Genomic DNA, 23035 nt, shown 5'->3' with positions numbered 1-23035 from the left:
CCCTTATCCGCCCCTGAGCAATTTCGCGCCGTAATCGCGCTCGAACAGATAGAGCGCGATGCGCGCGGCCTCCCCGCGTTCGCTGTCGAGCCCGCCATCGCGGTCCATCAGCAGCCGGGCATCATCCGATGCGGTGCCGATCAGCCGCTGCACCTGCTCGGGCGTCGCGATGCGAAAGGCGCCGTCGCCCGACTGGCGCGTGCCCAGCAGTTCGCCGCCACCGCGCAACCGCAGATCCTCCTCGGCAATATGGAAGCCGTCCTGGCTCGAGCGCATAAGCGCCAGCCTGGCGCGCGCGGTCTCGCTCAGCGCATTGCCGCGCAGCAGCACGCACACCGATTTCTGGTCGCCGCGCCCGACCCGCCCCCGCAACTGGTGCAGCTGAGCCAGGCCGAAGCGTTCCGCCGCCTCGATCACCATCAATGTAGCATTGGGGACGTCCAACCCCACCTCGATGACGGTCGTTGCGACCAGCAGCGCGGTCTTGCCGCTGGCAAAATCCGCCATCATCGCGTCCTTGCGCTCCGACGGCATCTGGCCGTGGACCAGCGAGACCTTGCCGGGAAAGCGTTCCCCCAGCTGCGCCGCGCGGGTTTCGGCAGCGGCCAGATCGCTGGTCTCGCTGTCCATCACCAACGGGCACACCCAATAGGCCTGGCCGCCGCGCTCGATATGCCGCGCGAGCCCGTCGACGATCTCGGACAAGCGCTCGTCGGCGATCACCCGCGTTTCAATCGGCTGGCGTCCCGGCGGCAACTCGTCGAGCCGCGAGACATCCATCTCGCCATAATGGCTGAGCGTCAGCGTGCGCGGGATTGGCGTTGCGGTCATCGCCAGCAGATGCGGGGTCGCCCTGCCCTTTTCCTGCAGCATCAGCCGTTGCGATACGCCGAACTTGTGCTGTTCGTCGATCACCGCCAGCGCGAGGTTGCGGTATTTGACCGCATCCTGGAACAGCGCGTGCGTGCCGATGATGATCTGGATCGATCCATCGGCGAGGCCCATCATCGTCGCTTCCCGGGCACGCCCCTTGTCGCGCCCGGTGAGCACCGCGATATTCACCGGCAGACCCGAAAGCATCCGCGAGATCGTGTCGAAATGCTGCCGCGCCAGGATCTCGGTCGGCGCAAGCAAGGCCGCCTGCCCGCCGCATTCGACCGCATTGAGCATCGCCATCACCGCGACCAGCGTTTTCCCGGCGCCGACGTCGCCCTGCAGCAGCCGCAGCATCGGCACCGGCTGCGCCATGTCGCCGTGGATTTCCTCGATCGTCCGCCGCTGTGCGCCGGTGAGCGCGAAGGGCAGCCGCAACGCATCACGCAGATGCCCGTCGCCCTGCAGCGCCAGACCCTTGCGCTTGCGATTGCTCTGCCGGATCAGCGCGAAGGCGAGCTGATTGGCGAAAATCTCGTCATAGGCCAGCCGCTCGCGGGGCAGTTCGTCCATGCCCTGATGGGCCGATACGAGCGCCTCGTGCCAATCGGGCCAGTCCTGCTTGGCCTTCAGCGTCGGCTCGATCCATTCGGGCAGCGGCGGCAGCAGCGACAGCGCCTGCGCTGCGAGCGATGCGACGCGCTTCTGCCCCAGCCCTTCGGCGAGTGGATAGACCGGTTCGGCCTCGCCGATCTGGTCGGCCTCTTCTGGCGTGACGACATGATCGGGATGGACGATCTGCCACGCCTCGCCCCAGATCTCGAGCTTCCCCGCCGCCAGCCGGGTCTCGCCCAGCGGCCACAATTTGCGCGCCCAGCCCGGATTGCCGCCGAAATAGACCAGGGCAATGTGATTGCCGATGCTGTCTTCGGCGATCACCCGAGCCGGCCCGCGTCCAGGGCTGCTGCGATAGCCGGTGGCGGTCAGCGCGATGATGATCTGCTCGCCGGTGCCTGCCTCGTCCGCGTTTGCGACGGGCCGCCGGCGGATGAACCCGGTTGGCAGGTGATAGGCCATGTCCTTGACCCGCGCGATCCCCAGCCGCGCGAACGGCTTTTGCAGGCTCGCGCCCACGCCTTTCAGGCTCTCGATCTCGGCGAATGCGGGGTTGAGTATCTGGGGGCGCATGGCTATCGCAAAAAACGCGGCCGCAATTCGGTCCGCTGGCTGAAGTCCTGCCGCCCGTCTTAGGCAGGCTCGGCCCACCCCGCAAGCAAAGGAACTTCTGGCATGGACCGCGAAACCCGATTGCGCCGCCTTGGCTTCCGCGCCTGGCACCGGGGCACCCGTGAAGCCGATTTCATGATCGGCGGCTTTTTCGACCGATATCGCGACAGCTGGTCGGATGAAGAACTGACCTGGTTCGAGACGCTGATCGAGGAACAGGACGTCGACATCATGGCCTGGGCGATCGGCACGCAGGAAACCCCCGCGCAATTCGCCGGGCCGCAGATGGACGCGATGCGCAAGCTCGACTTCATCGACATTCCGCGCTGAACCTTCCGAAAAACAGACACTTCACAATTTTGCAAGGCGGTACGCGCGTGGACTCCATCGGCAGGATATTGCAGGCGAAAGGCCCACTGACGCTGGCGGGCGTAGCGCCCGGCGCACTGCCGCTGCTGCTGGCCGATCTGGCGCGCGCCGTTGCCGCGCGCAAGCAGGCCGGGCGCGTGGTCTTCATCGCGCCCGACGATGCGATGATGCATGCCATCGCCGAGACCGCACCCTTCTATGCGCCCGATATCGAGGCCATCGAGTTCCCCGCCTGGGACTGCCTGCCCTATGACCGCGCCTCGCCCTCGCTGGCGATCACCGCGCGGCGGCTGAAGGCCCTGTGGACGCTGCAGCAGCCCGCTGGCGGGCCGCAATTGCTGGTCACCACAGCCAATGCCGTCACCCAGCGCACGCTGACCCCGTTCCGGATCCGCCAGGTCGGGGCGGAGCTGAAACCCGGCATGACGATCGCGCGCGAATCGCTGATCGAGAAGCTGGTGCGCCAGGGCTATGCGCGGACCGACACCGTCGCCGATTCGGGCGAGTTCGCGGTGCGCGGCAACCTGATCGACATCTTCCCCGCCGGGATGGAAAGCGGCCTCAGGCTCGACTTCTTCGGCGACGAGCTCGATTCGATGCGCGCGTTCGATCCCGGCACGCAGCGATCGACCGAGCGGGTCGAGCGGCACATCCTGCTGCCGGCATCCGAAGTGCTGCTCGACGCTGACAGCATCAAGCGCTTCCGCAGCGCCTATCGCGAAGCCTTTGGCGCCAACGCCACCTCCGATCCGCTGTATCAGGCGATCAGCGACGGCCGGCGTTTGGCGGGGATGGAACACTGGCTGCCGATGATCGAGGAGCGGCTGGTGCAGCTGTTCGACCATCTGGACGAAGGCGACATCGTGCTGCGTGACGCCGGCGTGGACGCCGCCGCCGACCAGCGGTTCGAGAGCATCACCGACTATCACGCCAACCGCACGCGCGGAAACGAGGACAAGGCGGGTAGCTACCGCCCGCTCAAGCCCTCGGCGCTGTATCTGGTGCCCAAGGAATGGCGTGCGCAGGCCAGCGAGACCCCGGTCCACCTCGTCAGCAGCCATGACGAGCCTGAATCTGCGAGTGTGCTGGGCCTGGCCTATCGCACGGCGCGCGATTTCGGCGCCGAACGCGCACGCGGCGACAATGTCTACGCTGCAGCCGCCGCGCATATCGATTCCTTACGCGCCGCGAACAAGGGCGCGATCATTGCCAGCTATTCGGAAGGCTCGCGCAGCCGTCTGCTGGGGCTGCTCAAGGACCATGGCCTGGCCCGCATGGCGCTGGCCGATAGCTGGCAGGAGGCGCTGGGCCAGGCGGCGACCGGCATGGCGTCGATGGTCGTGCTGCCGCAGGATCACGGCTTTGCCACCGACCGCTACGAGCTGCTATCCGAACAGGACCTGCTCGGCGACCGGCTGGTGCGGCGGCGCAAGAAGCGAAAGTCCGCCGACGCGTTCCTCGCCGAACTGCAGTCGCTGTCCGCAGGCGATCTGGTGGTGCACATAGATCACGGCATCGGGCGCTACGAGGGGCTGGTCTCGATCCCGGTCGGCAAGAGCCCGCACGACTGCGTCTGGCTGAGCTATGCCGGCGGCGACAAGCTGTATGTGCCGGTCGAGAATATCGACGTCCTCACCCGCTATGGCTCCGAGAGCGAGGGCGTTGCGCTCGACAAGCTGGGTGGCGAGGCCTGGCAGCGCCGCCGTGCGAAGCTCAAGGAACGCATTCAGGCGATCGCTGGCGAGCTGATGAAGACCGCGGCGGAGCGCGCACTGCGGACGGCCGACGTCGCCGAGCTCGACACCAGCAGCTATGCGAGCTTTGCCGACCGTTTCCCGTACGAGGAAACCGAGGACCAGGAGCGCGTCATCGCCGAGGTGCTCGAGGATCTGGCGTCGGGCAAGCCGATGGACAGGCTGGTGTGCGGCGATGTCGGCTTCGGCAAGACCGAAGTCGCGATGCGCGCGGCGTTCGTCGCCGCAATGGCGGGGATGCAGGTCGCCATCGTCGCACCGACCACGCTGCTCGCGCGGCAGCATTACACCAATTTCGTCGAGCGCTTTCAGGGCTTCCCGCTGATCATCGGCCGCCTGTCGCGGCTGGTGACCGCTGGCGAGGCCAAGACGACCCGCGAAGGGCTCGCCAACGGCACCACCGACATCGTCATCGGCACGCATGCGCTTCTCGCCAAATCCGTCGAGTTCAAGCGACTCGGCTTGGTGATCATCGACGAGGAACAGCGGTTCGGCGTGGTCCACAAGGAGCGGCTGAAGTTGCTCAAGGCCAATGTCCATGTGCTCACCCTGACCGCGACGCCGATCCCGCGCACGCTGCAGATGGCGATGAGCGGCTTGCGCGAGCTATCGGTCATCCAGACCCCGCCGGTCGATCGCCTCGCGGTGCGCACCTATGTGATGCCCTGGGACCCGGTGGTGGTGCGCGAGGCATTGCTGCGCGAACATTATCGCGGCGGCCAGTCCTATTTCGTCGCGCCGCGCATCTCGGACCTCGACAAGCTCGGCGAGTTCATCCGCGACGAGGTGCCCGAGATCCGGCACATCATGGCGCATGGTCAGATGGCGCCGTCCGAGGTCGAGGAGCGCATGAGCGCGTTCTACGACCGCAAATATGATGTGCTGCTCTCGACCACGATCGTCGAATCGGGCCTCGACATCCCCAGCGCCAACACGCTGATCATCCACCGCGCCGACACTTTCGGTCTTGCCCAACTCTACCAGCTGCGCGGGCGCGTCGGCCGATCGAAGACCCGCGCCTATGCGTACATGACCACGCCGGAAAACCGCGTGCTCACCGAAACCGCGGAAAAGCGGCTCAAGGTGCTCGGCGACCTCGATACCCTGGGTGCGGGCTTCCAGCTTGCCAGCCACGATCTCGACATTCGCGGCGCGGGCAATCTGGTGGGCGACGAACAATCCGGCCATATCCGCGAGGTCGGCTTCGAACTGTACCAGTCGATGCTCGAAGAGGCGATCATGGAAGCCAAGGCGGGCGGCCTGTCGCTCGACCTGCCGCGCCAGAAATTCTCGCCGCAGATCACCGTCGATGCGCCGATCCTCATTCCCGAGGACTACGTGCCCGATCTTGCGGTGCGCATGGCGCTGTACCGCCGGATGAACGATCTGGCGAATTCCGGCGAAATCGAATCGTTCGCTGCCGAGATGATCGACCGCTTCGGTCCACTGCCCGATGCGACGACCAACCTGATCAAGCTGATCGAGATCAAGCTCAACTGCATCACCGCCTGCGTCGCCAAGATCGACGTCGGCGCGCGCGGCGCGCTGGTCAGCTTCCACAACGACAGCTTCCCCGATGTTCCGGGACTGCTCGCCTATGTCGAGCGATTGAACGGCGTCGCGAAATTGCGCCCCGACCAGAAGCTGATGATCCAGCGCGTGTGGAGCGATCCGGCCTCGCGCATCAACGGGCTGATCCAGCTGTCCAAGGGGCTGGCGGGGATCGTGAAGAAGAAGGCGAAGGCGTAAGGTACCAGGCAGCACGAACTTGTTCGCCGGCGAACGCCGGAAAACGGAAAAGCGTTCACGCCTGTTTCAGCGCATCCCTGGCAAATTCCGCAAACACCTCTGCCTCCATCGCCTTGCCGCGCAGAAAGCCCTGGAAATAGTCGCAGCCCTCGTCGCGCAAGGCCTCGAGCTGCGCATCGCTCTCCACGCCTTCGGCAATCACCTTGAGGTCCAGCGCCTTGGCCATCGCGATGATCGACCGGACGATGATGCGGTCGGCCTCGGCGCCGCCGATATCGCGGGTCATCGCATGGTCGAGCTTGAGATAATCGAGCGGCAGGCGCTTGAGGTACAAGAGGCTGGAATAGCCCGTGCCGAAATCATCGACTGCGATCCGCACGCCGGCTTCGCGCAGCGCGGCAAAGCGGCCGGCGGCGCGCTTGAGATCGCGGACCAACGCCTGTTCGGTCATCTCCAGCGTCAGCCGCTTCGCCTGGAAACCCGATGTCGCGATCATCGCCACTTCGCGCTGGGCAAAACCCCTTTCGCTCAGGTCTTCGGCGGTGACGTTGAGCGACAGCCTGAGCGGGGCGAGCGCCCCTGTCCAGGCGGCGGCATGCTCCATTGCCCGCATCCGGATGTGCCGCGACAGTGCGCGGGTGAAATCGGCCTTGTCGGCAATCGCGAACAGCGTTCCGGCACCGATCTCGCCATGCTGCGGATGCTGCCAGCGGGCCAGCGCCTCGGCGCCCGTAATACGCCCGGTCACGACCGAGAATTGCGGCTGGAACAGCACGGTAATCTCGTTGCGTTCGATGGCCTGGACGATTTCCTGTTCCAGCCTGTAGCCGCTTTGCGGCGCGTGATCGGATTGTCGGTCCGCCCAGCGCACCGGATCGGCCGCGCTTTCGCGCGCCACCGCGAGCCCCGTCGAGAGCCGGTCGAGCAACGAGACCGGGCTTTCGTCGCTGCGGGCCACCGCCAGTGCGGCACGCGCGGTGAGACGCAGACGGTGCCCTGCGACATCCAGTGGCTCTGACACCAGCCGCAGTATCCGCTCGGCCATCACCTGCCAGCCCACTCGCTCTTCCGGCATCATGTGGGCCACGAGAAAATCCCCGCCGGACAGCCTGAGCGTCAGCGAAGCCCCGCCCGACAGCCGCGCCGCCTGCCGGGTGAGCCGCTGTTCGATCGCTGCCAGCGCGGCATCTCCCACCGGCGCACCATAAGTCGCGTTGATCGCCGACATGCGCCGCAGACCGATCAGCATCGTGTGCAGGCTGCCCTCGCCTGTTGCGGCAAAGGCTGCAATACGCTGGTGCATGTCCTGGGTCGGACCAGCGCCCGCCTCGATCTGTTGGCGTATCAGCACCAATTGCAGGTGGAGCGCGGTGTCGGTGAACGGCGCGACAAGGGCGTGGGTGATGCGTGGCAAGCCATCGGGCAGGCCATTGGTCAGGCTGGCGGCCGACACCGCATCGCACAGCAACAGCCCAAACCCTACTGCTCCCTGCGCGCATAGGGCATAGTCGCATGGCTGACCGCTGCGATGGTCGGCGATGCACAGATCGGCCTCGGCGCCGCTGGCGCGGGCAAAGCCTGCCGCAGCCAGCGCGTGCACCAGCGCAGCGTCAACGCTGCCGGCGCCCGCGCTTTGCCAGGTTGGCTGGAATCGCTGTGCTGTGCTGGTCAGAAACCGTCCCCATTGCCGCCCCGTGCGGCCTGTCTTCCTTGCGCCGCTGCCCCGCCTTGGCGCATCACGCAAGCCCCAAGAATGATTGGCGCAATAGCATCGATCCGTTAAGACCCTGTGCACTATCCCTTGAGGCAGTTTTTCCATGGCGCAATCGGTTCTTGATCGCAAAATCGCGCTGGCGGTGTCTCCGACCGAACGTGCGCGCAAGGCCGCGCGCGAAGTCCAGGCATCCTATGAATGGGCCGATCTCGCCGAGGCGGATATCGTCGTGGTGATGGGCGGTGACGGCTTCATGCTGCAGACGCTGCACCAGATGCTCGAGCGAGGGCGGATCGTGCCGGTCTATGGCCTGAACCTGGGGACCGTGGGCTTCCTGATGAACCTGTGGCGCAGCGGCGACAGCATCCAGCACCGGCTGGAACGCGCCCAGGCGTTCGAGGTGCTGCCGCTGACGATGACCGCGACCACCATGGCGGGCGAGCGCATCACCTATCCCGCAATCAACGAGGTGTCGCTGCTGCGTGAGACGCGCCAGACCGCCAAGCTGGAAGTCAGCGTCAACAATGCGGTGCGAATCAGCGAATTGGTCTGCGATGGCGTGCTGGTCGCCACACCGGCGGGATCAACGGCGTACAATCTGTCGGCCAACGGCCCGATCCTGCCCCTGGGCTGCGGCATGCTGGCGCTGACCCCGATCAGCCCGTTTCGCCCGCGGCGGTGGAAAGGCGCGCTGCTGCCCGATTCGTCGCAGATCACGCTGCGGGTGCTCGAACCCGGCAAACGCCCGGTGAGCGCGGTCGCCGACCAGCGCGAGGTCCGCGACATCCGCGATATCCACATCGCCATCGACCCCAACCGGCGGCTGTCGCTGATGTTCGATCCGGGGCACAGCCTCGACGACCGGATTTCGGCAGAACAATTTATCGTCTGAAGCATCAACCAGACGCTTGCCAAACCAAAAAACCCGGTGCTATAGGCGCGCTTCCCGAGACGAACACCCTGTGTTCCAACGGGTAAAGGGCATTCCCCGATAGCTCAGCGGTAGAGTAGGTGACTGTTAATCACTTGGCCGTAGGTTCGAATCCTACTCGGGGAGCCAGCCTTTTTTCGCGAACCACCGCATCTGGTGGATAGGCCGCGATACAGATCGCTTCGGCGCATTCCTTCCAAGCTGCACATGCCGGTAAAAATCGAGGATCAGTCTTCGACCCGCTGATCGCTCTTTTCCCGGTCGCGCCTGCGCTGCCGGCGATAGACCTCCCGATGCGATTGACGGCGCACATAGTAAATTGCGGCCGCAACGCCAATGACGACGAGGGCTATCAGGCCATAGGCTATGAACAATCTGGGTTCGATAAATAGATCCTTGATGTAATCAGGAAGGGTATCGTCAGGTCACTTACGGCCAGACGTCGGTTGGGTTGCAGAAATCTCAAATGATGCCAATGACTTGACTGGCCTCGATGTTCGCTCGTCCGGGAAAGGCGATCCTGTGCCGCGGGGCTATCCCGCAAACCGCTGCCACAACAGTTGCACCGCCACATAGAGGATTAACGCTGCCGTTCCCATGCGAATTATCCTGTCGGGCAGAATTCGCACGCCCGCATGGGTGCCGATCTGCCCGCCGATCAGCACGGCGACGAACAACGGCCAATAGCCTGCGATCGCCACGGGTGTAGCGGCGGCATCCTGCTTCATCAGCTGGCCTGCCAGACCGGCGAGCGAATTGACCAGGATGAAGACGCTGGCGCTGGCCGCGATCTGGCGCGCGCTGGCCCAGCGCAGCAGATGCAGCACCGGTGCCAGGAATATCCCGCCGCCGATGCCGACGATCCCGCTGAAGAAGCCGACACCCATTCCGATCGGAATGCCGATCCAGGCCAGGCGATTGGGTGTGCCGCCCTCCTGCCGGGGAGGGCGCTGCACCAGCATCAGCAGCCCGGCGAGCAGCAGGGCCGACCCCAGCAGCGCGACGAACAGCGGCTTGTCGACCGGCAGCCTGCCGCCAGCCCAGGCGCAGGGTGCCGACAGCAGCAGGATCGGCCACAGCGGGCGCCACGGCACCTGCCCTGCCCTGGCGAAGCGGATCGTGCCGCCGGTGACGACGATCAGGTTGCACAGCAAGGCGATCGACGGCAGCAGCCGGTAATCGGTGTCTGCCAGCACCAGCAGCGCATTATACGTCGATCCGCCGCCAAAGCCGACCGACGCATAGAGCAAGGCGGTCAGCGCAAATCCGCCGGCCAGCCCCCACATGATGGATCAGGCCGCCTTGCCGTGGCAGTGCTTGTACTTGCGACCCGAACCGCACGGGCACGGGGCGTTGCGGCTGATTTCGCCATTGAACAGGTCATCGGTGGCGACCGGCATCGGCGACTGACGCGGCGGCAGCGTCGCCGCCACCGTGCCCAGGGTGCCGCCATCGATATCGGCGCTGTTGTCCTCGCCAGTGAACGGGTCGAAATGCGTGGTCAGGAAATCGGGCAGATCGGGCAGCGACGGAACCTCGGGCTCGCGCAGCTCCAGGTTCATGATCGTGCCGGTGACGTCTTCGCGGATCACCTCGAGCATGCGCTCGAACAGCCCGAAGGCCTCGCGCTTGTACTCGTTGATCGGGGTCTTCTGCGCATAGGCGCGCAGGAAGACGACCTGACGCAGCGCATCGAGCGTCGCCAGATGCTCCTTCCAGTGATGATCCAGGCTCTGCAGAAGCACCGACTTCTCGATCGAACGCCACATGCCGGTATCGATCTCCGCCGATTTCTCGGCCACCTTGGCCTCGGCCATCTCGCGCACGCGCTGCTCGATCAGTTCGGGATCGACCGCGTCCTCCTGCAGCCAGGCATCGATGTCCGGTTCCAGCCCGAGCACCTCGGAGATCTTCGCCTTGAGCCCGGCAACGTTCCACTGCTCGGGATAGGTGCCCGGAGGGCACGCTTCGCCGACGATGGCGTTGACGGTGTCGCTGCGCATGTCGGAGACGACATCATCGACAGCCTCTGCGTCCATGATCTCGGCGCGCTGCTCGTAGATCACCTTGCGCTGATCGTTCATCACGTCATCGTATTCGACGACCTGCTTGCGGATATCGTAGTTGCGCGCCTCGACCTTGCGCTGCGCGGTCTCGATCGCCTTCGACAGCCATTTCGACCCGATCGCCTCGCCATCGGCCAGGTTGTTCTTCATCATCCGCGAGAACAGGGTGTCCGGGCCGAAGATGCGCAGCAGATCGTCTTCGAGGCAGAGATAGAAGCGCGACAGGCCGGGGTCGCCCTGACGACCCGAACGTCCGCGCAGCTGGTTGTCGATGCGGCGGCTTTCGTGCCGCTCGGTGCCCAGCACGAACAGGCCGCCAGCTTCGAGCACCTTGGCCTTTTCAGCCGCCACTTCTTCCTTGATCCGCTCGATCGCGGCGTCGCGCTCGGGCCCTTCAGGGACATCGCGCAACTCGTCGCTGATCCGGAATTCGACGTTGCCGCCCAGCTGGATGTCGGTGCCGCGGCCCGCCATGTTGGTGGCGATCGTCACCGCGCCAAGGCGTCCTGCCTGCGCAACGATATGCGCTTCCTGCTCGTGGAAGCGGGCGTTGAGCACGCTGTGCGGCACGCCTTCCTTGTTGAGATATTCCGACAGCAGCTCGGACTTCTCGATCGAGACGGTGCCGACCAGTACCGGCTGCCCGATCAGGTTCTTCTCGCGGATGCCCTTGGCGATCGCCTGGAACTTGTCGGTCGTGTTCTTGTAGAACTCGTCCTCCTCGTCGATGCGGCGGATCGGGTTGTTGGTCGGAATGGTGACCACGTTCATCTTGTAGATGTCGAAGAATTCGGCTGCTTCCGTCGCAGCGGTTCCGGTCATGCCCGACAGCTTGGGATACATGCGGAAATAGTTCTGGAAGGTGATCGAGGCCAGGGTCTGGTTTTCCGGCTTGATCTGGACGCCTTCCTTGGCTTCGACCGCCTGGTGCAGACCGTTCGACCAGCGACGGCCATCCATCATGCGCCCGGTGAACTCGTCGATGATGACGATCTGGTCGTCCTTGACGATGTAATCGATGTCGCGCTTGAACATGACGTTCGCCTTGAGCGCCTGATCGAGATGATGGACGATCTGCGTGTTCTCGACGTCGTAGAGATTGGTGCCCTCGAGCAGTCCTGCATCCTCGAGCAGGCGTTCGGCCTTTTCGGTGCCGTCCTCGGTGAGGATCACCGAGCGCGACTTTTCGTCCTTCTCGTAGTCGCCGTCATCCAGCATCAGCACGATCGCGTTGACCGCGATGTACATCTCCGACTTGTCGTCGGTGGGCCCCGAGATGATCAGCGGCGTGCGCGCCTCGTCGATCAGGATCGAGTCGACTTCATCGACCACCGCGAAATTGTAGGGGCGCTGCACCATCTGGCTGCGCTCGTGCTTCATGTTGTCGCGCAGGTAATCGAAGCCGAGTTCGTTGTTGGTGGCGTAGGTGATGTCGGCGGCATAGGCCTCGCGGCGCTGCGCCTCGCCCAGATTGGGCACGATCACCCCGGTGGTGAGGCCGAGGAACCGGTAAACCTGGCCCATCCATTCGGCATCGCGCGCAGCGAGATAATCGTTAACCGTGACGACGTGCACGCCCTTGTTCTCGATCGCGTTGAGATAGCAGGCCAGCGTCGCAACCAGAGTCTTGCCCTCGCCGGTGCGCATTTCGGCAATCTCGCCGCGATGGAGCACGATCCCGCCGACCATCTGCACGTCGAAATGCCGCATGCCGAGCGTGCGGATCGAGGCTTCGCGCACAGTGGCGAAGGCCTCGGGCAGGATGTCGTCGAGCGTCTTGCCTTCGGCCAGCAGCCCGCGGAATTTTTCCGTCTGCGCACGAAGTTCATCGTCGGACATCGGGGAAATCTGCGGTTCGAAGGCGTTGATCTTGTCAACGATCTTGAGCAGGCCCTTGACGTAGCGGTCGTTGGCGGAACCGAAAAGCGATTTGGCAATGGCGCCGAGCATGGCGGAAATTCCTTGAAATATGGGGAGTGTGTGCGCCGGGATGCAGGTTACATCGCTGTCGGCTGTGCCCTGAAGCAGGCGTGAAGACACCGCGCGATCAGACTGCGCGGGGGAGACATGGGCTTATTGCCGCAAGCGATCCGAACGCTGGACGGTCGCGAGAGCTGGGCCGGCGACGGGGCTGACAGCCCACAATTGCGCCAGAGCCATGGCGAGAATTAGCGGCAGCGACACGGCGACCAGATAGATCGCGGCCGTTACCGCAGCCTGGCGATCTTCGATGGCCAGTTGCGAGTCGCGCACCACGCCATTGCCTTGCGCCATCGCCGGGTTGGCGATGCGCACGCCGTCTGTCACCGAAAAGCCGGTCAGCAGGGCAAGCAGGGCAAGAAGCAGTTTCACGTGAGCATGGATATCCTGAAGAGCCCGGTACATAGGCACTGACGCCGCGTTCGTCCACGATTTTGCACGCAAGGCCGTAGCCGCCCTGTTTACTCTGCTTGCGGATCAAAGGCTTGCGAGTCGGCCGCACCAAAGCTCAGGTGCATGCCAGCGCGGATATTGCCCTGCTCCATCTGCATTTCGAGCCGCTCGCAATCGCGCTTGCGGAACTCCTCGACCACCCGGTCGGCGACAATCGGATCGATCCCGGTGCGCAACAAGGCGGTGTGCGCAAGCTTGACCGAGGATTCGAACAGCTCGCGCTGAGCCGCGGCGATCGGGGCATGCTTGAGCGCCAGCAGTTGCCGGCGGTCATTGGCGCGCACGAACAGCTGCGCTTCGGGAAAGGCATGCGCGATCGGCGCGATCTGATCGGGGCCGAATTCCTTGTCGTCCATGCAGAACAGCAATGCCCCCGCCTGCTCCGCTCCGGCGCGGCGCAGTAGATCGATGCGGGTACCATCGCCGTAAAAGACCTTGCGGCCGAACTCGCCGCTGAGCCGGATCTGGTCGGGGTTGATGTCGATCAGCGTGACCGAGATATTGGCACCGGCAAAGATCTGCGCCACTGCCTGACCGAAACGGCCATGGCCGATGACGATGGCATTGGACTGGCGCGCGAGTTCCGGATCGACCATGTCCTCGGTCGAGGAGCCACGCACCCCGCCGAACAGCCGCGTTAGCAGCATCAGAAACGGTGTGGTCGCCATCGAAAGCGTGACGATGGCACCGAAGCGGCTTGCCGCCTCGGCCTCGATCAGCAGCGCAGCCTGCGCTTCGGCGAACAGCACGAACGCAAATTCGCCGCCCTGGCTGAGCAGCAGCCCCAGCACGAACGCGGCGCGATTTTCCATCCCGAACGCCTTGGCGAGCCCGAAGATGATCGCGACCTTGATGACCACCAGCGCCAGCGCCATTGCGATGATGAACATCGGGTTGGCCAGGATCACCCCGATATCGAGCATCATGCCGACGCCGAGGAAGAACAGGCCGAGCAAGATCGAGCGGAACGGATCGATATCCGCCTCGAGCTCGTGCCGGAACGGCGAGTCGGCGAGCATCACCCCGGCGATGAACGCGCCCAGCGCCGCCGACAGCCCGATCGAGTCCATCAGTGCCGCGCTGCCAAACACCGCAAACAGCCCGGCGACGATGAACAGTTCGCGTTCCGCCACCTTGCCGATCAGCTTGAGCAGCGGCGCGAGGCCATAGCGCCCCGCCACAACCAGCCCGGCGATCGCCGCCAGCGCATAGAGCGCCAGCAGCCAGCCGGGCGTCTGCGGTCCGGTCTGTGGCGCGCGCGACAGCGCTGCGACGATGGTCAGCAGCGGGACGATCGAGAGATCCTGGAACAGCAGGATGGAAAAGGCACGTTCGCCGGTCGGCGTGTTCAGCCGTCCCTGCGACTGCAGCAACGGAAGCACCTGCGCGGTCGATGACAGGCCGAGCGGCAGGCCGAGGCCCAAAGCCGCGCCCCAGGTCGATCCGGTGACGAAGTAAATGAACAGCGCCAGCGCGAGTCCGCACAGAGCCACCTGGGCCAGGCCGAGGCCGAAGATGTCGCGCTTGAGCTGCCACAGCCTCGAGGGCGCAAGCTCCAGCCCGACGAGGAACAGCAGCAGCACGATGCCGATTTCGGCGAAACCGACGATCAGCTCGGGATCGGCCACCAGTTGCAGCACATCGGGCCCGATGATGATGCCGCCGACCAGATAGCCGAGCACCGCGCCCAGCCCCAGTTTGCGGAACAGCAGCACGAAGGCGAGCGCGGCGGCGAGCAGGATCGTACCCGACAGGAAGATATCGCCGCCATGTTCCATGTTATCTTGCGTCCGATCAGAGCTGTTCGAGCGCCGCGACGGCCGCGCGCCAAGGCAGAAGGATGGAACCATGCCGCGCCGGATAAGGCAAGGCGCTGGCCAGATGTTCGATACCGGGCCAGTCGCCCGGATCGCCGCGCTCGCCGCTCAGAAAAGCGGTCAGGCTATCGCGCGCAGCCGTGAGCTCCGCCGGCCCCTGCCCTGTCACATGCGCCGCCAGGATCGCCGCTGACGCCTGCCCCAAGGCACAGGCCTGCGCCCGGACGCCAAAGCGGGCCACTTGGCCCCCATCGCCGAGCATCAGCCCGATCCGCACCACCGATCCGCAGCTTTGCGACCGCATCTCGGCCTGGTGCGGCAGATCGTCGGCAAGCGGCCATTCCACCAGAGAGACCGCCAGCGCCAGGATATCGGGAGTATACAGGACCTTAGCCACGCCAGCCTCGCAGGCGCCGCTCACTCATCGCCGAGCGACTGCTGATAGTCGTACAGATCGACCAGTGCGGTTCCGCTCGCGTTGAGCAGCGGGAAGGTGCGGCTGTCGGTCACCCATTGCGGCTGCCCCTCGCCCGGCCACACGATATCGTGCAGCATGGTGATCAAGAGGTAGGCGAGCGTTGCCAGGATCAACCCCTTGACCGCGCCGAAGCCGAAACCCAGCACCCGGTCGATCGGACCCAGCATCGATTTGCGGGTGCGGGTTCTGAGCGAGGTCGCGATCAGCTTGCCGATCAGATAGACTCCCAGATACAGCCCGACCAGAGCCAGCGCCGCCGCGCCGCTGTCATTGCCCACAGGCTCCTTGAGCAGCGCGGTGACCGGCGCGTGGAACAGGCGCAGTGCGAAGATCCCCGCCACCCAGGCGATCAGCGAAACCGCCGCATAGACGAAGCCATTGAGGAAGCCCAGAATCGCGCCACCTGCCAGCAGGGTCAGGACAAGGATATCGAATGCGGTCATGATGCCTGCTGGCTAGTTGCGACCCAGCAGTTGGTCAACGAGATTTGCCAGCCGGGTATAGGATGTCAGCCGCATTCCGCCGGTTTCGGCCTTGCCCTTGGCGGTGACGCTCGCAGGGACCAGAGCCTTTTCGAAGCCCAGCTTGGCCGCCTCGCGCAATCGCAGCCCGGCATGCGCGACCGGACGCAATTCACCCGATAGCGCCAGCTCGCCGAACACGATCGTCGCAGCACCGATCGGCCGCTCCGAAATCGCGGAAATGAGCGCGGCGGCAACCGCCATGTCGGCGGCAGGATCGGACAGGCGGTAGCCGCCCGCAACGTTCAGATACACTTCTGCGGTCGAGAAGCTGAGCCCGCAGCGCGCCTCCAGCACCGCCAGCACCATCGCCAGCCTGCCCGAATCCCAGCCGACGACCGCACGGCGCGGGGTCGCCCCGCTCGAGAGACGCACGGTCAGAGCCTGGATCTCGACCAGCACGGGCCGCGTGCCCTCCAGCGCCGGGAACACCGAGGTGCCCGGCATCTGCGCATCGCGATCGCTGAGGAACAGGCTGGAGGGGTTTCCGACCTCGGACAGCCCCGCCTCTTCCATCGCGAACACGCCGATCTCGTCGGTCGCGCCGAAACGGTTCTTGATCGATCGCAGGATGCGGTACTGGTGGCTGCGTTCGCCCTCGAAGCTCATCACGGTATCGACCATATGCTCGAGCACGCGGGGCCCGGCGATGCTGCCATCCTTGGTGACATGGCCGACCAGGATCACCGCGCAGCCGCTTTCCTTGGCAAAGCGGATCAGCTCCTGCGCCGAGGCGCGGACCTGGCTGACCGTGCCGGGCGCGCCTTCGATCAGATCGCTGTGCATCGTCTGGATCGAATCGATCACCAGCATCACCGGTGCATCCATGCTGCGCAACGTGGTGAGAATGTCGCGCACCGAAGTTGCCGAGGCGAGATCGATCGGCGCGTCGGCCAGACCCAGCCGCATCGCGCGCAGCCGCACCTGGTCGGCGGCTTCCTCGCCGCTGATATAGATGATCGAATGGCCTGCCCGCGCCATGTTGGCCGAGGCCTGCAGCAGCAGCGTCGATTTGCCGATCCCCGGATCGCCGCCCATCAAAGTGGCAGAGCCCGCCACCAGCCCGCCGCCCAGCGCGCGGTCGAACTCCGATATGCCCGTCGAGATGCGCGGCGGCAGCGTGACCACGGCATCGAGCCGCGCGAGCGCGATCCGCTGCCCGCCGGTCTGCAGGTCGTGCCGCGCGGAAAAGGCGGTCGGCGCGGATTGCTCGACCATGGTGTTCCACTCGGCACAATCGGGACACTGGCCCTGCCAGCGGTTAGAGACACTGCCACAGGCCTGGCAGACATAGGTTTTGCGCGGTTTTGCCATGACCGCCGTGTAACTCGAACAAAACTGGAACGCAATTGCGGCTTTGCTCTTGCCATCGACCGTAACATCGATAGCGTTGCAGCGAATTGATCTCGAGTGATTGAACAACAAGGCCCGCACCGGCACCATGCGTCAAAAGGAACTCCGCCTTGCCCTGGTCTGCTACGGCGGCATCAGCCTCGCGGTCTACATGCACGGCATCACCAAGGAGATCTGGCGCGCGACGCGTGCGAGCCGCAGCTTTCATGCCGGCGATCCCCCCGCCGGCGGCAGCCAGGGCGTGTATCGCGCACTGTTCGAGACCTTCGCCGAAAAGAGCGAGGTCAAGCTGCGATTGCTGCCGGACATCATCGCGGGCGCAAGCGCGGGCGGCATCAACGGGGTGTTCCTGGCGCAGGCGCTGACCAGCGGCCAGTCGCTCGAACCCTTGACCCGGCTGTGGCTGGAATGCGCTGATATCGACCAGCTGCTCGATCCTGATGCGCGGCCGTTTTCGCGCTTCACCAAATTCTGGGCGCAACCTTTGGTGTGGCTGCTGCTGCGGCGGCCCGGCGGCGCGCTCGACCGCAGCGTCGCGCCCGAAGCGCGCAGCGAGGTGCGCACCAAGCTGTCACGGTTGGTTCGCGCACGCTGGTTCGCCCCGCCGTTCAGCGGCACCGGGTTTTCGGCTTTGCTCTATGACGCGATGGAAGCCATGGCCGCCGCACCCTCGGGTCCACGCCTGCTGCCCCTGGGCCAGCCGCTCGACCTGTTTGTCACCGTCACCGACTTCAAGGGCCATCTCGAACGGCTTCGGCTGAACAGCCCGGCCGAGGTGGTCGAGACCGAGCACCGGCTCTCGATCGGCTTTCGCTATCTGCGCGGCCGCGATGATGCGCTGGCGGACCCGGCCGAACTGGTGTTCGCGGCGCGCGCCACCGCCAGCTTTCCGGGGGCCTTTCCGCCGTTCAATGTCAACGAGATGGACCGGATGCTGGCGCGCCGCGCCAAGCCATGGCCCGGCCGCGAGGCCTTCCTGGCGCGGGTTTTTCCGCAGCAGCATGCCGATGGTCAGGCCGAGCGCGCGGTGCTGATCGACGGGTCGGTGCTCGCCAACGCGCCGTTCGCGCAAGCGATCGACGCCCTGCGCGACCGCCCCGCGCATCGCGAGATCGATCGGCGGTTTGTCTATATCGACCCCAAGCCCGATGTCGCAGGCGGGCTTGACCAGGCGCGAGAGCGCGATGCGATGGGCGAGCGGCTGCCGGGGTTCTTCTCGACGATCTTCGGTGCGATCTCCGACATCCCCCGCGAACAGCCGATCCGCGACAATCTGGAGGGGATCGAACGACGCTCGGCGCGCGTCCGGCAGATGCGCAGCATCACCGATTCGCTGCGTGATGACGTCGAGCAGACGGTCAGCAAGCTGTTCGGCTACACGCTGTTTCTCGACAGTCCGACCCCCCGGCGGCTGACGGCCTGGCGCAACAAGGCGCAGGACCGCGCGGCGCACATGGCGGGCTTTGCCTATGCGTCGTACGGCCAACTCAAGCTGGCGACGATCATCGAGGATATCGTCGATACGCTGCGGCGCGCGCATCGCGGCCCCAAGGCGCTCTATGCCGAACGCCTGCGTGATTCCATTCGCGCCGAACTGGTGCGCACCGGGCTCGACAAGCTGTCCGGCAAGGGCGGCGGAGCGAGCGAGCAGGCGATCCTGTTCTTCCGCACGCAGGACCTGGGCTTTCGAATTCGCCGCCTGCGCTTTCTCGCCCGGCGGCTGGGCGAGGATATCGCGCAAGCCGGCCGCACCCCGCCCGAGGCCGTGGTCGCGATGCACGACACGCTCTACGCCTGTCTGTCGCACTATCTCGACCGCGAGACGACCGACCATCTCGGCCAGAATTTCGCCGATATCGCAGCGGGCGCGATTGATGACCCGGCGATGGCGATTGCGGAACTCGCAACCCGGCGCGACCTGCGCAGCGCCGATGCGGTCGTCGACGAACAGCTGGCGGCAGCGCTGGCCATGCTGCCAAAGGCCAGCCGCCGCTCGATGCTGCTCGCCTATCTGGGCTTCCCCTTCTACGATATCGCCACGCTGCCGCTGCTGCAGGGCGAAGGGCAGAATGAATATGACCCGATCAAGGTCGATCGCATCTCGCCCGACGATTGCCAGTCGATCCGCCAAGGCGGCGCAGAGGCGACGCTGAAGGGGATCGAGTTCAACAGCTTCGGCGCGTTCTTCAGCCGCGCCTATCGCGAGAACGATTATCTCTGGGGCCGCCTGCACGGCGCAGAGCGGCTGATCGACATCATCGCATCTGCCATGCCGCCAGGCACCGCCTTTCCCCGCGAGGTGCTGGCCGATTTCAAGCGGCGGGCGTTTCTCGCAATCTGCGATGAAGAGCAGGCCACGCTGACCACCGACCCCGGCCTTGTGCCGCGCATCCGGCAAGAGATCGAAGCTGCCTTTGCGGATCCGTCTTCCCTTTGACCCCCCGCGTCCCTAATTTGGGCAACATGAATGCTTCCCTTGTCCGCTGGCTGATGCTGCCGCTGCTTGTGCTGATCCAGGCCTGCAGCGGCTTTCCCTTTCTGGAGCCCGGGCTTGCCGCCTGGGACGGCCCGAAGAAGGGCACGCCGGCGCTGTGGCATGTCCAGGGTCCGGACGGCGAGGCCTGGCTGTTCGGCGGCATTCACGCGCTGCCACCCGACATCAAATGGATCAGCCCGAAGATGAAGCGGGCGATGGACGATAGCGACCGGCTGGTGCTGGAAGTCGTCGGACTGGAGCAGTCGGCCGAGATCACCCGGACCTTCCAGCAGCTGGGCAACAGCCCTGGCCAGCCTCCGCTGGCCGATCGCCTGCCGCCCGAGCTGCGCGAGCGGGGCGAGACGCTGCGCGCTGCCAGCCGCCTGGCCCCTGCCCGGTTCGAAACGCTCGAAAGCTGGGCTGCGGCGCTGTCGCTCGCCGGTGCTGCCACCGCGAACCTCGCCATGCTGCGCGAGGAAGGCGTCGAGCGCGTGCTCGCGGCGCGCTATCGCCGCCAGAGCAAGCCGGTGATCGGGCTGGAAACCCCCGCGCGCCAGTTCGGCTATTTCGATGCGCTGGCCGAGAGCGACCAGCGCGCCATGCTGGAAAGCGTCGTGGCCGATGCCGACAACGCGCCCAAGGCCTATCGCGACATGGTGACCGCCTGGCTGAAGGGCGATGGCGAGACCCTGGCCGAGGCGGCCAATCGCGGCTTGCTGCAGCGTCCGCAAATCCGCGAGCAGATCCTGGTGCGCCGCAACCGCGACTGGGCCGATCAGATTGCCGACCTGCTGTCGCTGGGAGCCAACCCCTTTGTCGCGGTCGGCGCGGCGCATCTGGCAGGCGAAGACAGCGTGCAGGCAATGCTCGAAGCGCGGGGTTTTACCGTCACCCGCCTGCAATAGCCGTGAACGCTTGCTTTTGCGAAGGTCTGCGCCTATAGGCCCGCCTTCCCCGAAGCCATGGTCATCCCTGGAGGCGTGGCTGGGGAATTGAACGAACACCCAAAATCTGGAGACAGTCCATGAGCGATACGCTTACCCTGTCGGCCCAGCTGCGTGATCGGGCAGGCAAGGGAGCCTCCCGTGCACTCCGCCGCGAAGGCCGTGTACCCGCCGTTATCTACGGCGACAAGAAAGATCCCGAAACGATCCACATCGAAGAGCGTGCGCTGAACAAGCTGCTCGGCACCGGCCACTTCATGAACTCGATTGTTGAACTCGAAGTCGATGGCAAGAAGATCACCACCCTGCCCAAGGACGTGGCCTTCCACCCGGTCAGCGATCGTCCGCTGCACGTCGACTTCCTGCGTATCACCAAGGGCGCGACCGTCGAAGTCGCCGTTCCGGTTGTCTTCACCAACGAGGAAGCCTCGCCGGGCCTGAAGCGTGGCGGCGTGCTCAACGTTGTGCGTCACGAGCTGGAACTGGTCTGCGATGCGACCAACATCCCCGACGAGATCGAAATCGACGTCACCGGCACCGAAATCGGCGATTCGATCCACATCTCGGCCGTGAAGCTGCCCAAGGGCTCGAGCTCGGCGATCACCGACCGCGATTTCACCATCGCGACCATCGTTGCTCCCTCGGCGCTCAAGTCGAGCGACGGCGAAGCCGCCGACGAAGCCGGCGAATAATCCAAACCTCTCGCCCTTTCCCCGATCCGGGGAGAGGGTTGGGAGCCGGAGTTTCCTGCGATGCAAATCTGGGTCGGCCTTGGCAATCCCGGCGCGGAATATGCCATGCACCGGCACAATGTCGGCTTCATGGCCATCGATACCATTGCCGAAATCCATGGCTTCGAGCCTCCCAAGCGCCGCTTTCAGGGCTGGGCGCAGGAAGGGCGACTGGGCAGCGAAAAGCTGCTGTTGCTCAAGCCCGCCACCTTCATGAACAAATCCGGCCAGGCGATCGGCGAAGCCATGCGCTTCTTCAAGCTCGATCCCGATGCCATCACCGTCTTTCACGACGAGCTCGACCTCGCGCCCTTCAAGGTAAAGGTGAAGCGCGGCGGCGGCACCGCAGGGCATAACGGCCTGCGCTCGACCGACCAGCATATCGGCCCCGAGTTTCGCCGCGTACGCATCGGCATTGGCCATCCCGGCAACAAGGACCGGGTGACCGGCCATGTGCTGGGCAATTATCACAAGACCGAAATCGACGACCTGACCGACATGCTGGGCGCGATCGCGGCGGAGGCCCGCTGGCTTGCCGCCAACGACGACGTGCGCTTCATGAATGATGTGGCGCTGCGGCTGCAGCCATGATCCGGATCCTGCGCCGCGACGATCACCGTTTGCTGGCGGGCTATGCCGCCCTGTCGCTTGTCGGCATCGCCTGCGGCGCGCTGGCCATGGTGATAGCGGGCAGCCCTGCGATGCGCTGGATCCCCAATCTCGCAGCCTGGCTGATCGGCGGCTGTGCAGCCATCGCCATCCTGCGCACCCGCCCCGGGCCGCGCAGCTGGCTCGCCATCGCCGGCATCGGCACGCTGGCACTTGCCGGCACGCTTGCGGGGCCCGATCAGATGGGCGTGCACCGCTGGATCGCCATCGGACCGCTGTTCATGAACATCGCCGCGCTCGTGCTGCCCGCCGTGGTGGTCGCGCTGGCTAGGCTCGGCCCGACGCACCGGGCATCACCCATCCTTGCCACCGTGATGGTTGCCATCCTGGCGCTCCAGCCCGATGCATCGCAGGCGATCGCGCTGGCGCTGGCATGCCTTGCATGGCTGCTGCCCGCCCGCACGCCTTCGGGCTGGGCCACCATCGCCAGCATCGCCGGCCTTGCTGGCTTCGCGCTGGTACAGCCCGACCCGCTGCTGCCGGTACCGGAGGTGGAACAGATCCTCTCGCTGGTGAACAAGGTGCATATCACGCTGACGGCAGCGGCCTGCATGGTCCTGATCGGGATGCCGCTGATCGTCCGGCAGTTCCGCCCCGGAGATCGGACCGCTCTGGCGCTTGCGATCTATATGGCTGCCGTCACTGTCGCACCGATGTTCGGCTGGTTTCCGGTACCGATCATCGGCGCAGGCATGAGCTTTCCGCTCGGCTTCTGGCTGGGCGTTGCGCTGCTGGCCGCGGGACGACCTAAGGCCTGAAGCGGCTGATTCTGGTGGCGAGCGCGGCGCAATGCAAGCCCGCGGGGCCTCGCCAAACTGGCCCCGATACGGCGACATAAGGATGTCGCATTTGATTCTCCCGACTGTCATCCCCCCGCCATCACAATCGCGCGGAAACAGGGCACCACATGCGCGAACGTGGCCAGCAAGG

General features: G+C 65.3%; 18 protein-coding genes and 1 tRNA gene. 9 read left to right on the top strand and 10 right to left on the bottom strand.

Translation table 11 applies throughout. The features are described from left to right. Positions 1–3 precede the first annotated feature (3 nt). Positions 4–2061, bottom strand: a complete 2058-nt coding sequence (recG, locus tag LI72_RS02910) for an ATP-dependent DNA helicase RecG (protein WP_033924420.1) — start codon at positions 2059–2061, stop codon at positions 4–6. A 102-nt stretch (positions 2062–2163) separates the two neighbouring features. Here recG and LI72_RS02905 point away from each other — a divergent pair, with 102 nt between their 5' ends. After that, entirely contained in the window at positions 2164–2430 is a 267-nt protein-coding gene (locus tag LI72_RS02905) for an FAD assembly factor SdhE (protein WP_033924419.1), read from the top strand. Positions 2431–2477: 47 nt separating this feature from the next. Further along, positions 2478–5972, top strand: a complete 3495-nt coding sequence (gene mfd / locus LI72_RS02900; RefSeq protein WP_033924418.1) for a transcription-repair coupling factor — start codon at positions 2478–2480, stop codon at positions 5970–5972. A gap of 55 nt (positions 5973–6027) precedes the next feature. Here mfd and LI72_RS02895 read toward each other — a convergent pair whose 3' ends face one another. Then, positions 6028–7572 (bottom strand): GGDEF domain-containing phosphodiesterase, encoded by a 1545-nt coding sequence (locus tag LI72_RS02895; RefSeq protein WP_197051791.1) that lies wholly within the window; start codon positions 7570–7572, stop codon positions 6028–6030. Positions 7573–7789: 217 nt separating this feature from the next. Between LI72_RS02895 and LI72_RS02890 the strand changes: the two genes are divergently transcribed. Both LI72_RS02890 and LI72_RS02885 read left to right on the top strand, forming a co-directional pair. Continuing rightward, complete coding sequence (locus tag LI72_RS02890) at positions 7790–8578, top strand: NAD kinase (RefSeq protein ID WP_033924417.1); 789 nt, start codon at positions 7790–7792, stop codon at positions 8576–8578. Positions 8579–8671: 93 nt separating this feature from the next. Next, positions 8672–8746, top strand: a tRNA-Asn gene (locus tag LI72_RS02885). Between the two features lie 98 nt (positions 8747–8844). On the opposite strand, the gene LI72_RS20250 is transcribed toward LI72_RS02885, so the two are convergent. The 8 genes from LI72_RS20250 to radA form a co-directional block, all read right to left on the bottom strand. After that, a complete protein-coding gene (locus LI72_RS20250; RefSeq protein ID WP_197051790.1) occupies positions 8845–8991 on the bottom strand; it encodes a hypothetical protein in 147 nt (48 codons plus the stop codon). A 159-nt stretch (positions 8992–9150) separates the two neighbouring features. Continuing rightward, positions 9151–9903 (bottom strand): sulfite exporter TauE/SafE family protein, encoded by a 753-nt coding sequence (locus LI72_RS02880; protein WP_033924416.1) that lies wholly within the window; start codon positions 9901–9903, stop codon positions 9151–9153. 6 nt (positions 9904–9909) lie between these two features. Further along, complete coding sequence (gene secA / locus LI72_RS02875) at positions 9910–12633, bottom strand: preprotein translocase subunit SecA (RefSeq protein ID WP_033924415.1); 2724 nt, start codon at positions 12631–12633, stop codon at positions 9910–9912. A 123-nt stretch (positions 12634–12756) separates the two neighbouring features. Next, positions 12757–13035, bottom strand: a complete 279-nt coding sequence (locus LI72_RS02870; RefSeq protein ID WP_033924414.1) for a hypothetical protein — start codon at positions 13033–13035, stop codon at positions 12757–12759. An 89-nt stretch (positions 13036–13124) separates the two neighbouring features. Continuing rightward, positions 13125–14894, bottom strand: coding sequence for a monovalent cation:proton antiporter-2 (CPA2) family protein (locus LI72_RS02865; protein WP_156139459.1), 1770 nt, complete (start codon positions 14892–14894; stop codon positions 13125–13127). A gap of 16 nt (positions 14895–14910) precedes the next feature. Continuing rightward, the gene (locus tag LI72_RS02860; protein WP_231562343.1) at positions 14911–15330 is read right to left on the bottom strand and encodes an iron-sulfur cluster assembly scaffold protein; all 420 of its coding nucleotides are present in this window, start codon (positions 15328–15330) and stop codon (positions 14911–14913) included. A gap of 20 nt (positions 15331–15350) precedes the next feature. Further along, entirely contained in the window at positions 15351–15854 is a 504-nt protein-coding gene (locus tag LI72_RS02855; RefSeq protein WP_033924413.1) for a CvpA family protein, read from the bottom strand. Between the two features lie 12 nt (positions 15855–15866). Then, positions 15867–17246, bottom strand: coding sequence for a DNA repair protein RadA (gene radA, locus LI72_RS02850; protein WP_033924412.1), 1380 nt, complete (start codon positions 17244–17246; stop codon positions 15867–15869). Positions 17247–17373: 127 nt separating this feature from the next. Here radA and LI72_RS02845 point away from each other — a divergent pair, with 127 nt between their 5' ends. The 5 genes from LI72_RS02845 to LI72_RS02825 all read left to right on the top strand — a co-directional run bounded on the left by LI72_RS02845 (position 17374) and on the right by LI72_RS02825 (position 22863). After that, entirely contained in the window at positions 17374–19722 is a 2349-nt protein-coding gene (locus LI72_RS02845) for a patatin-like protein (protein ID WP_033925210.1), read from the top strand. Between the two features lie 26 nt (positions 19723–19748). Continuing rightward, positions 19749–20666 (top strand): TraB/GumN family protein, encoded by a 918-nt coding sequence (locus tag LI72_RS02840; RefSeq protein ID WP_052129453.1) that lies wholly within the window; start codon positions 19749–19751, stop codon positions 20664–20666. A 119-nt stretch (positions 20667–20785) separates the two neighbouring features. After that, positions 20786–21397, top strand: coding sequence for a 50S ribosomal protein L25/general stress protein Ctc (locus LI72_RS02835; RefSeq protein WP_033924411.1), 612 nt, complete (start codon positions 20786–20788; stop codon positions 21395–21397). A 60-nt stretch (positions 21398–21457) separates the two neighbouring features. Further along, positions 21458–22027, top strand: coding sequence for an aminoacyl-tRNA hydrolase (pth, locus tag LI72_RS02830; protein WP_033924410.1), 570 nt, complete (start codon positions 21458–21460; stop codon positions 22025–22027). Further along, positions 22024–22863, top strand: coding sequence for a hypothetical protein (locus LI72_RS02825; protein ID WP_033924409.1), 840 nt, complete (start codon positions 22024–22026; stop codon positions 22861–22863). Before pth ends, LI72_RS02825 begins: the two co-directional genes overlap by 4 nt. The last annotated feature ends 172 nt before the right edge of the window (positions 22864–23035 follow it).

Origin of the sequence: Sphingomonas sp. 35-24ZXX (assembly GCF_000786215.1) — a bacterium.
Taxonomy (GTDB): Bacteria; Pseudomonadota; Alphaproteobacteria; order Sphingomonadales; family Sphingomonadaceae; genus Blastomonas.
The sequence above is the reverse complement of the archived record's forward strand: the minus strand, read 5'-3'. Positions and strand labels throughout refer to the sequence as shown.

Coding starts and splice junctions, on each gene's coding strand:
- radA (WP_033924412.1), bottom strand. CDS start 17,246: ATGGCAAAACCGCGCAAAACCTATGTCTGCCAGGCCTGTGGCAGTGTC.
- LI72_RS02840 (WP_052129453.1), top strand. CDS start 19,749: ATGAATGCTTCCCTTGTCCGCTGGCTGATGCTGCCGCTGCTTGTGCTG.
- LI72_RS02855 (WP_033924413.1), bottom strand. CDS start 15,854: ATGACCGCATTCGATATCCTTGTCCTGACCCTGCTGGCAGGTGGCGCG.
- LI72_RS02825 (WP_033924409.1), top strand. CDS start 22,024: ATGATCCGGATCCTGCGCCGCGACGATCACCGTTTGCTGGCGGGCTAT.
- LI72_RS02905 (WP_033924419.1), top strand. CDS start 2,164: ATGGACCGCGAAACCCGATTGCGCCGCCTTGGCTTCCGCGCCTGGCAC.
- LI72_RS02865 (WP_156139459.1), bottom strand. CDS start 14,894: ATGGAACATGGCGGCGATATCTTCCTGTCGGGTACGATCCTGCTCGCC.
- recG (WP_033924420.1), bottom strand. CDS start 2,061: ATGCGCCCCCAGATACTCAACCCCGCATTCGCCGAGATCGAGAGCCTG.
- LI72_RS02845 (WP_033925210.1), top strand. CDS start 17,374: ATGCGTCAAAAGGAACTCCGCCTTGCCCTGGTCTGCTACGGCGGCATC.
- secA (WP_033924415.1), bottom strand. CDS start 12,633: ATGCTCGGCGCCATTGCCAAATCGCTTTTCGGTTCCGCCAACGACCGC.
- LI72_RS02890 (WP_033924417.1), top strand. CDS start 7,790: ATGGCGCAATCGGTTCTTGATCGCAAAATCGCGCTGGCGGTGTCTCCG.
- LI72_RS02835 (WP_033924411.1), top strand. CDS start 20,786: ATGAGCGATACGCTTACCCTGTCGGCCCAGCTGCGTGATCGGGCAGGC.
- pth (WP_033924410.1), top strand. CDS start 21,458: ATGCAAATCTGGGTCGGCCTTGGCAATCCCGGCGCGGAATATGCCATG.
- LI72_RS02880 (WP_033924416.1), bottom strand. CDS start 9,903: ATGTGGGGGCTGGCCGGCGGATTTGCGCTGACCGCCTTGCTCTATGCG.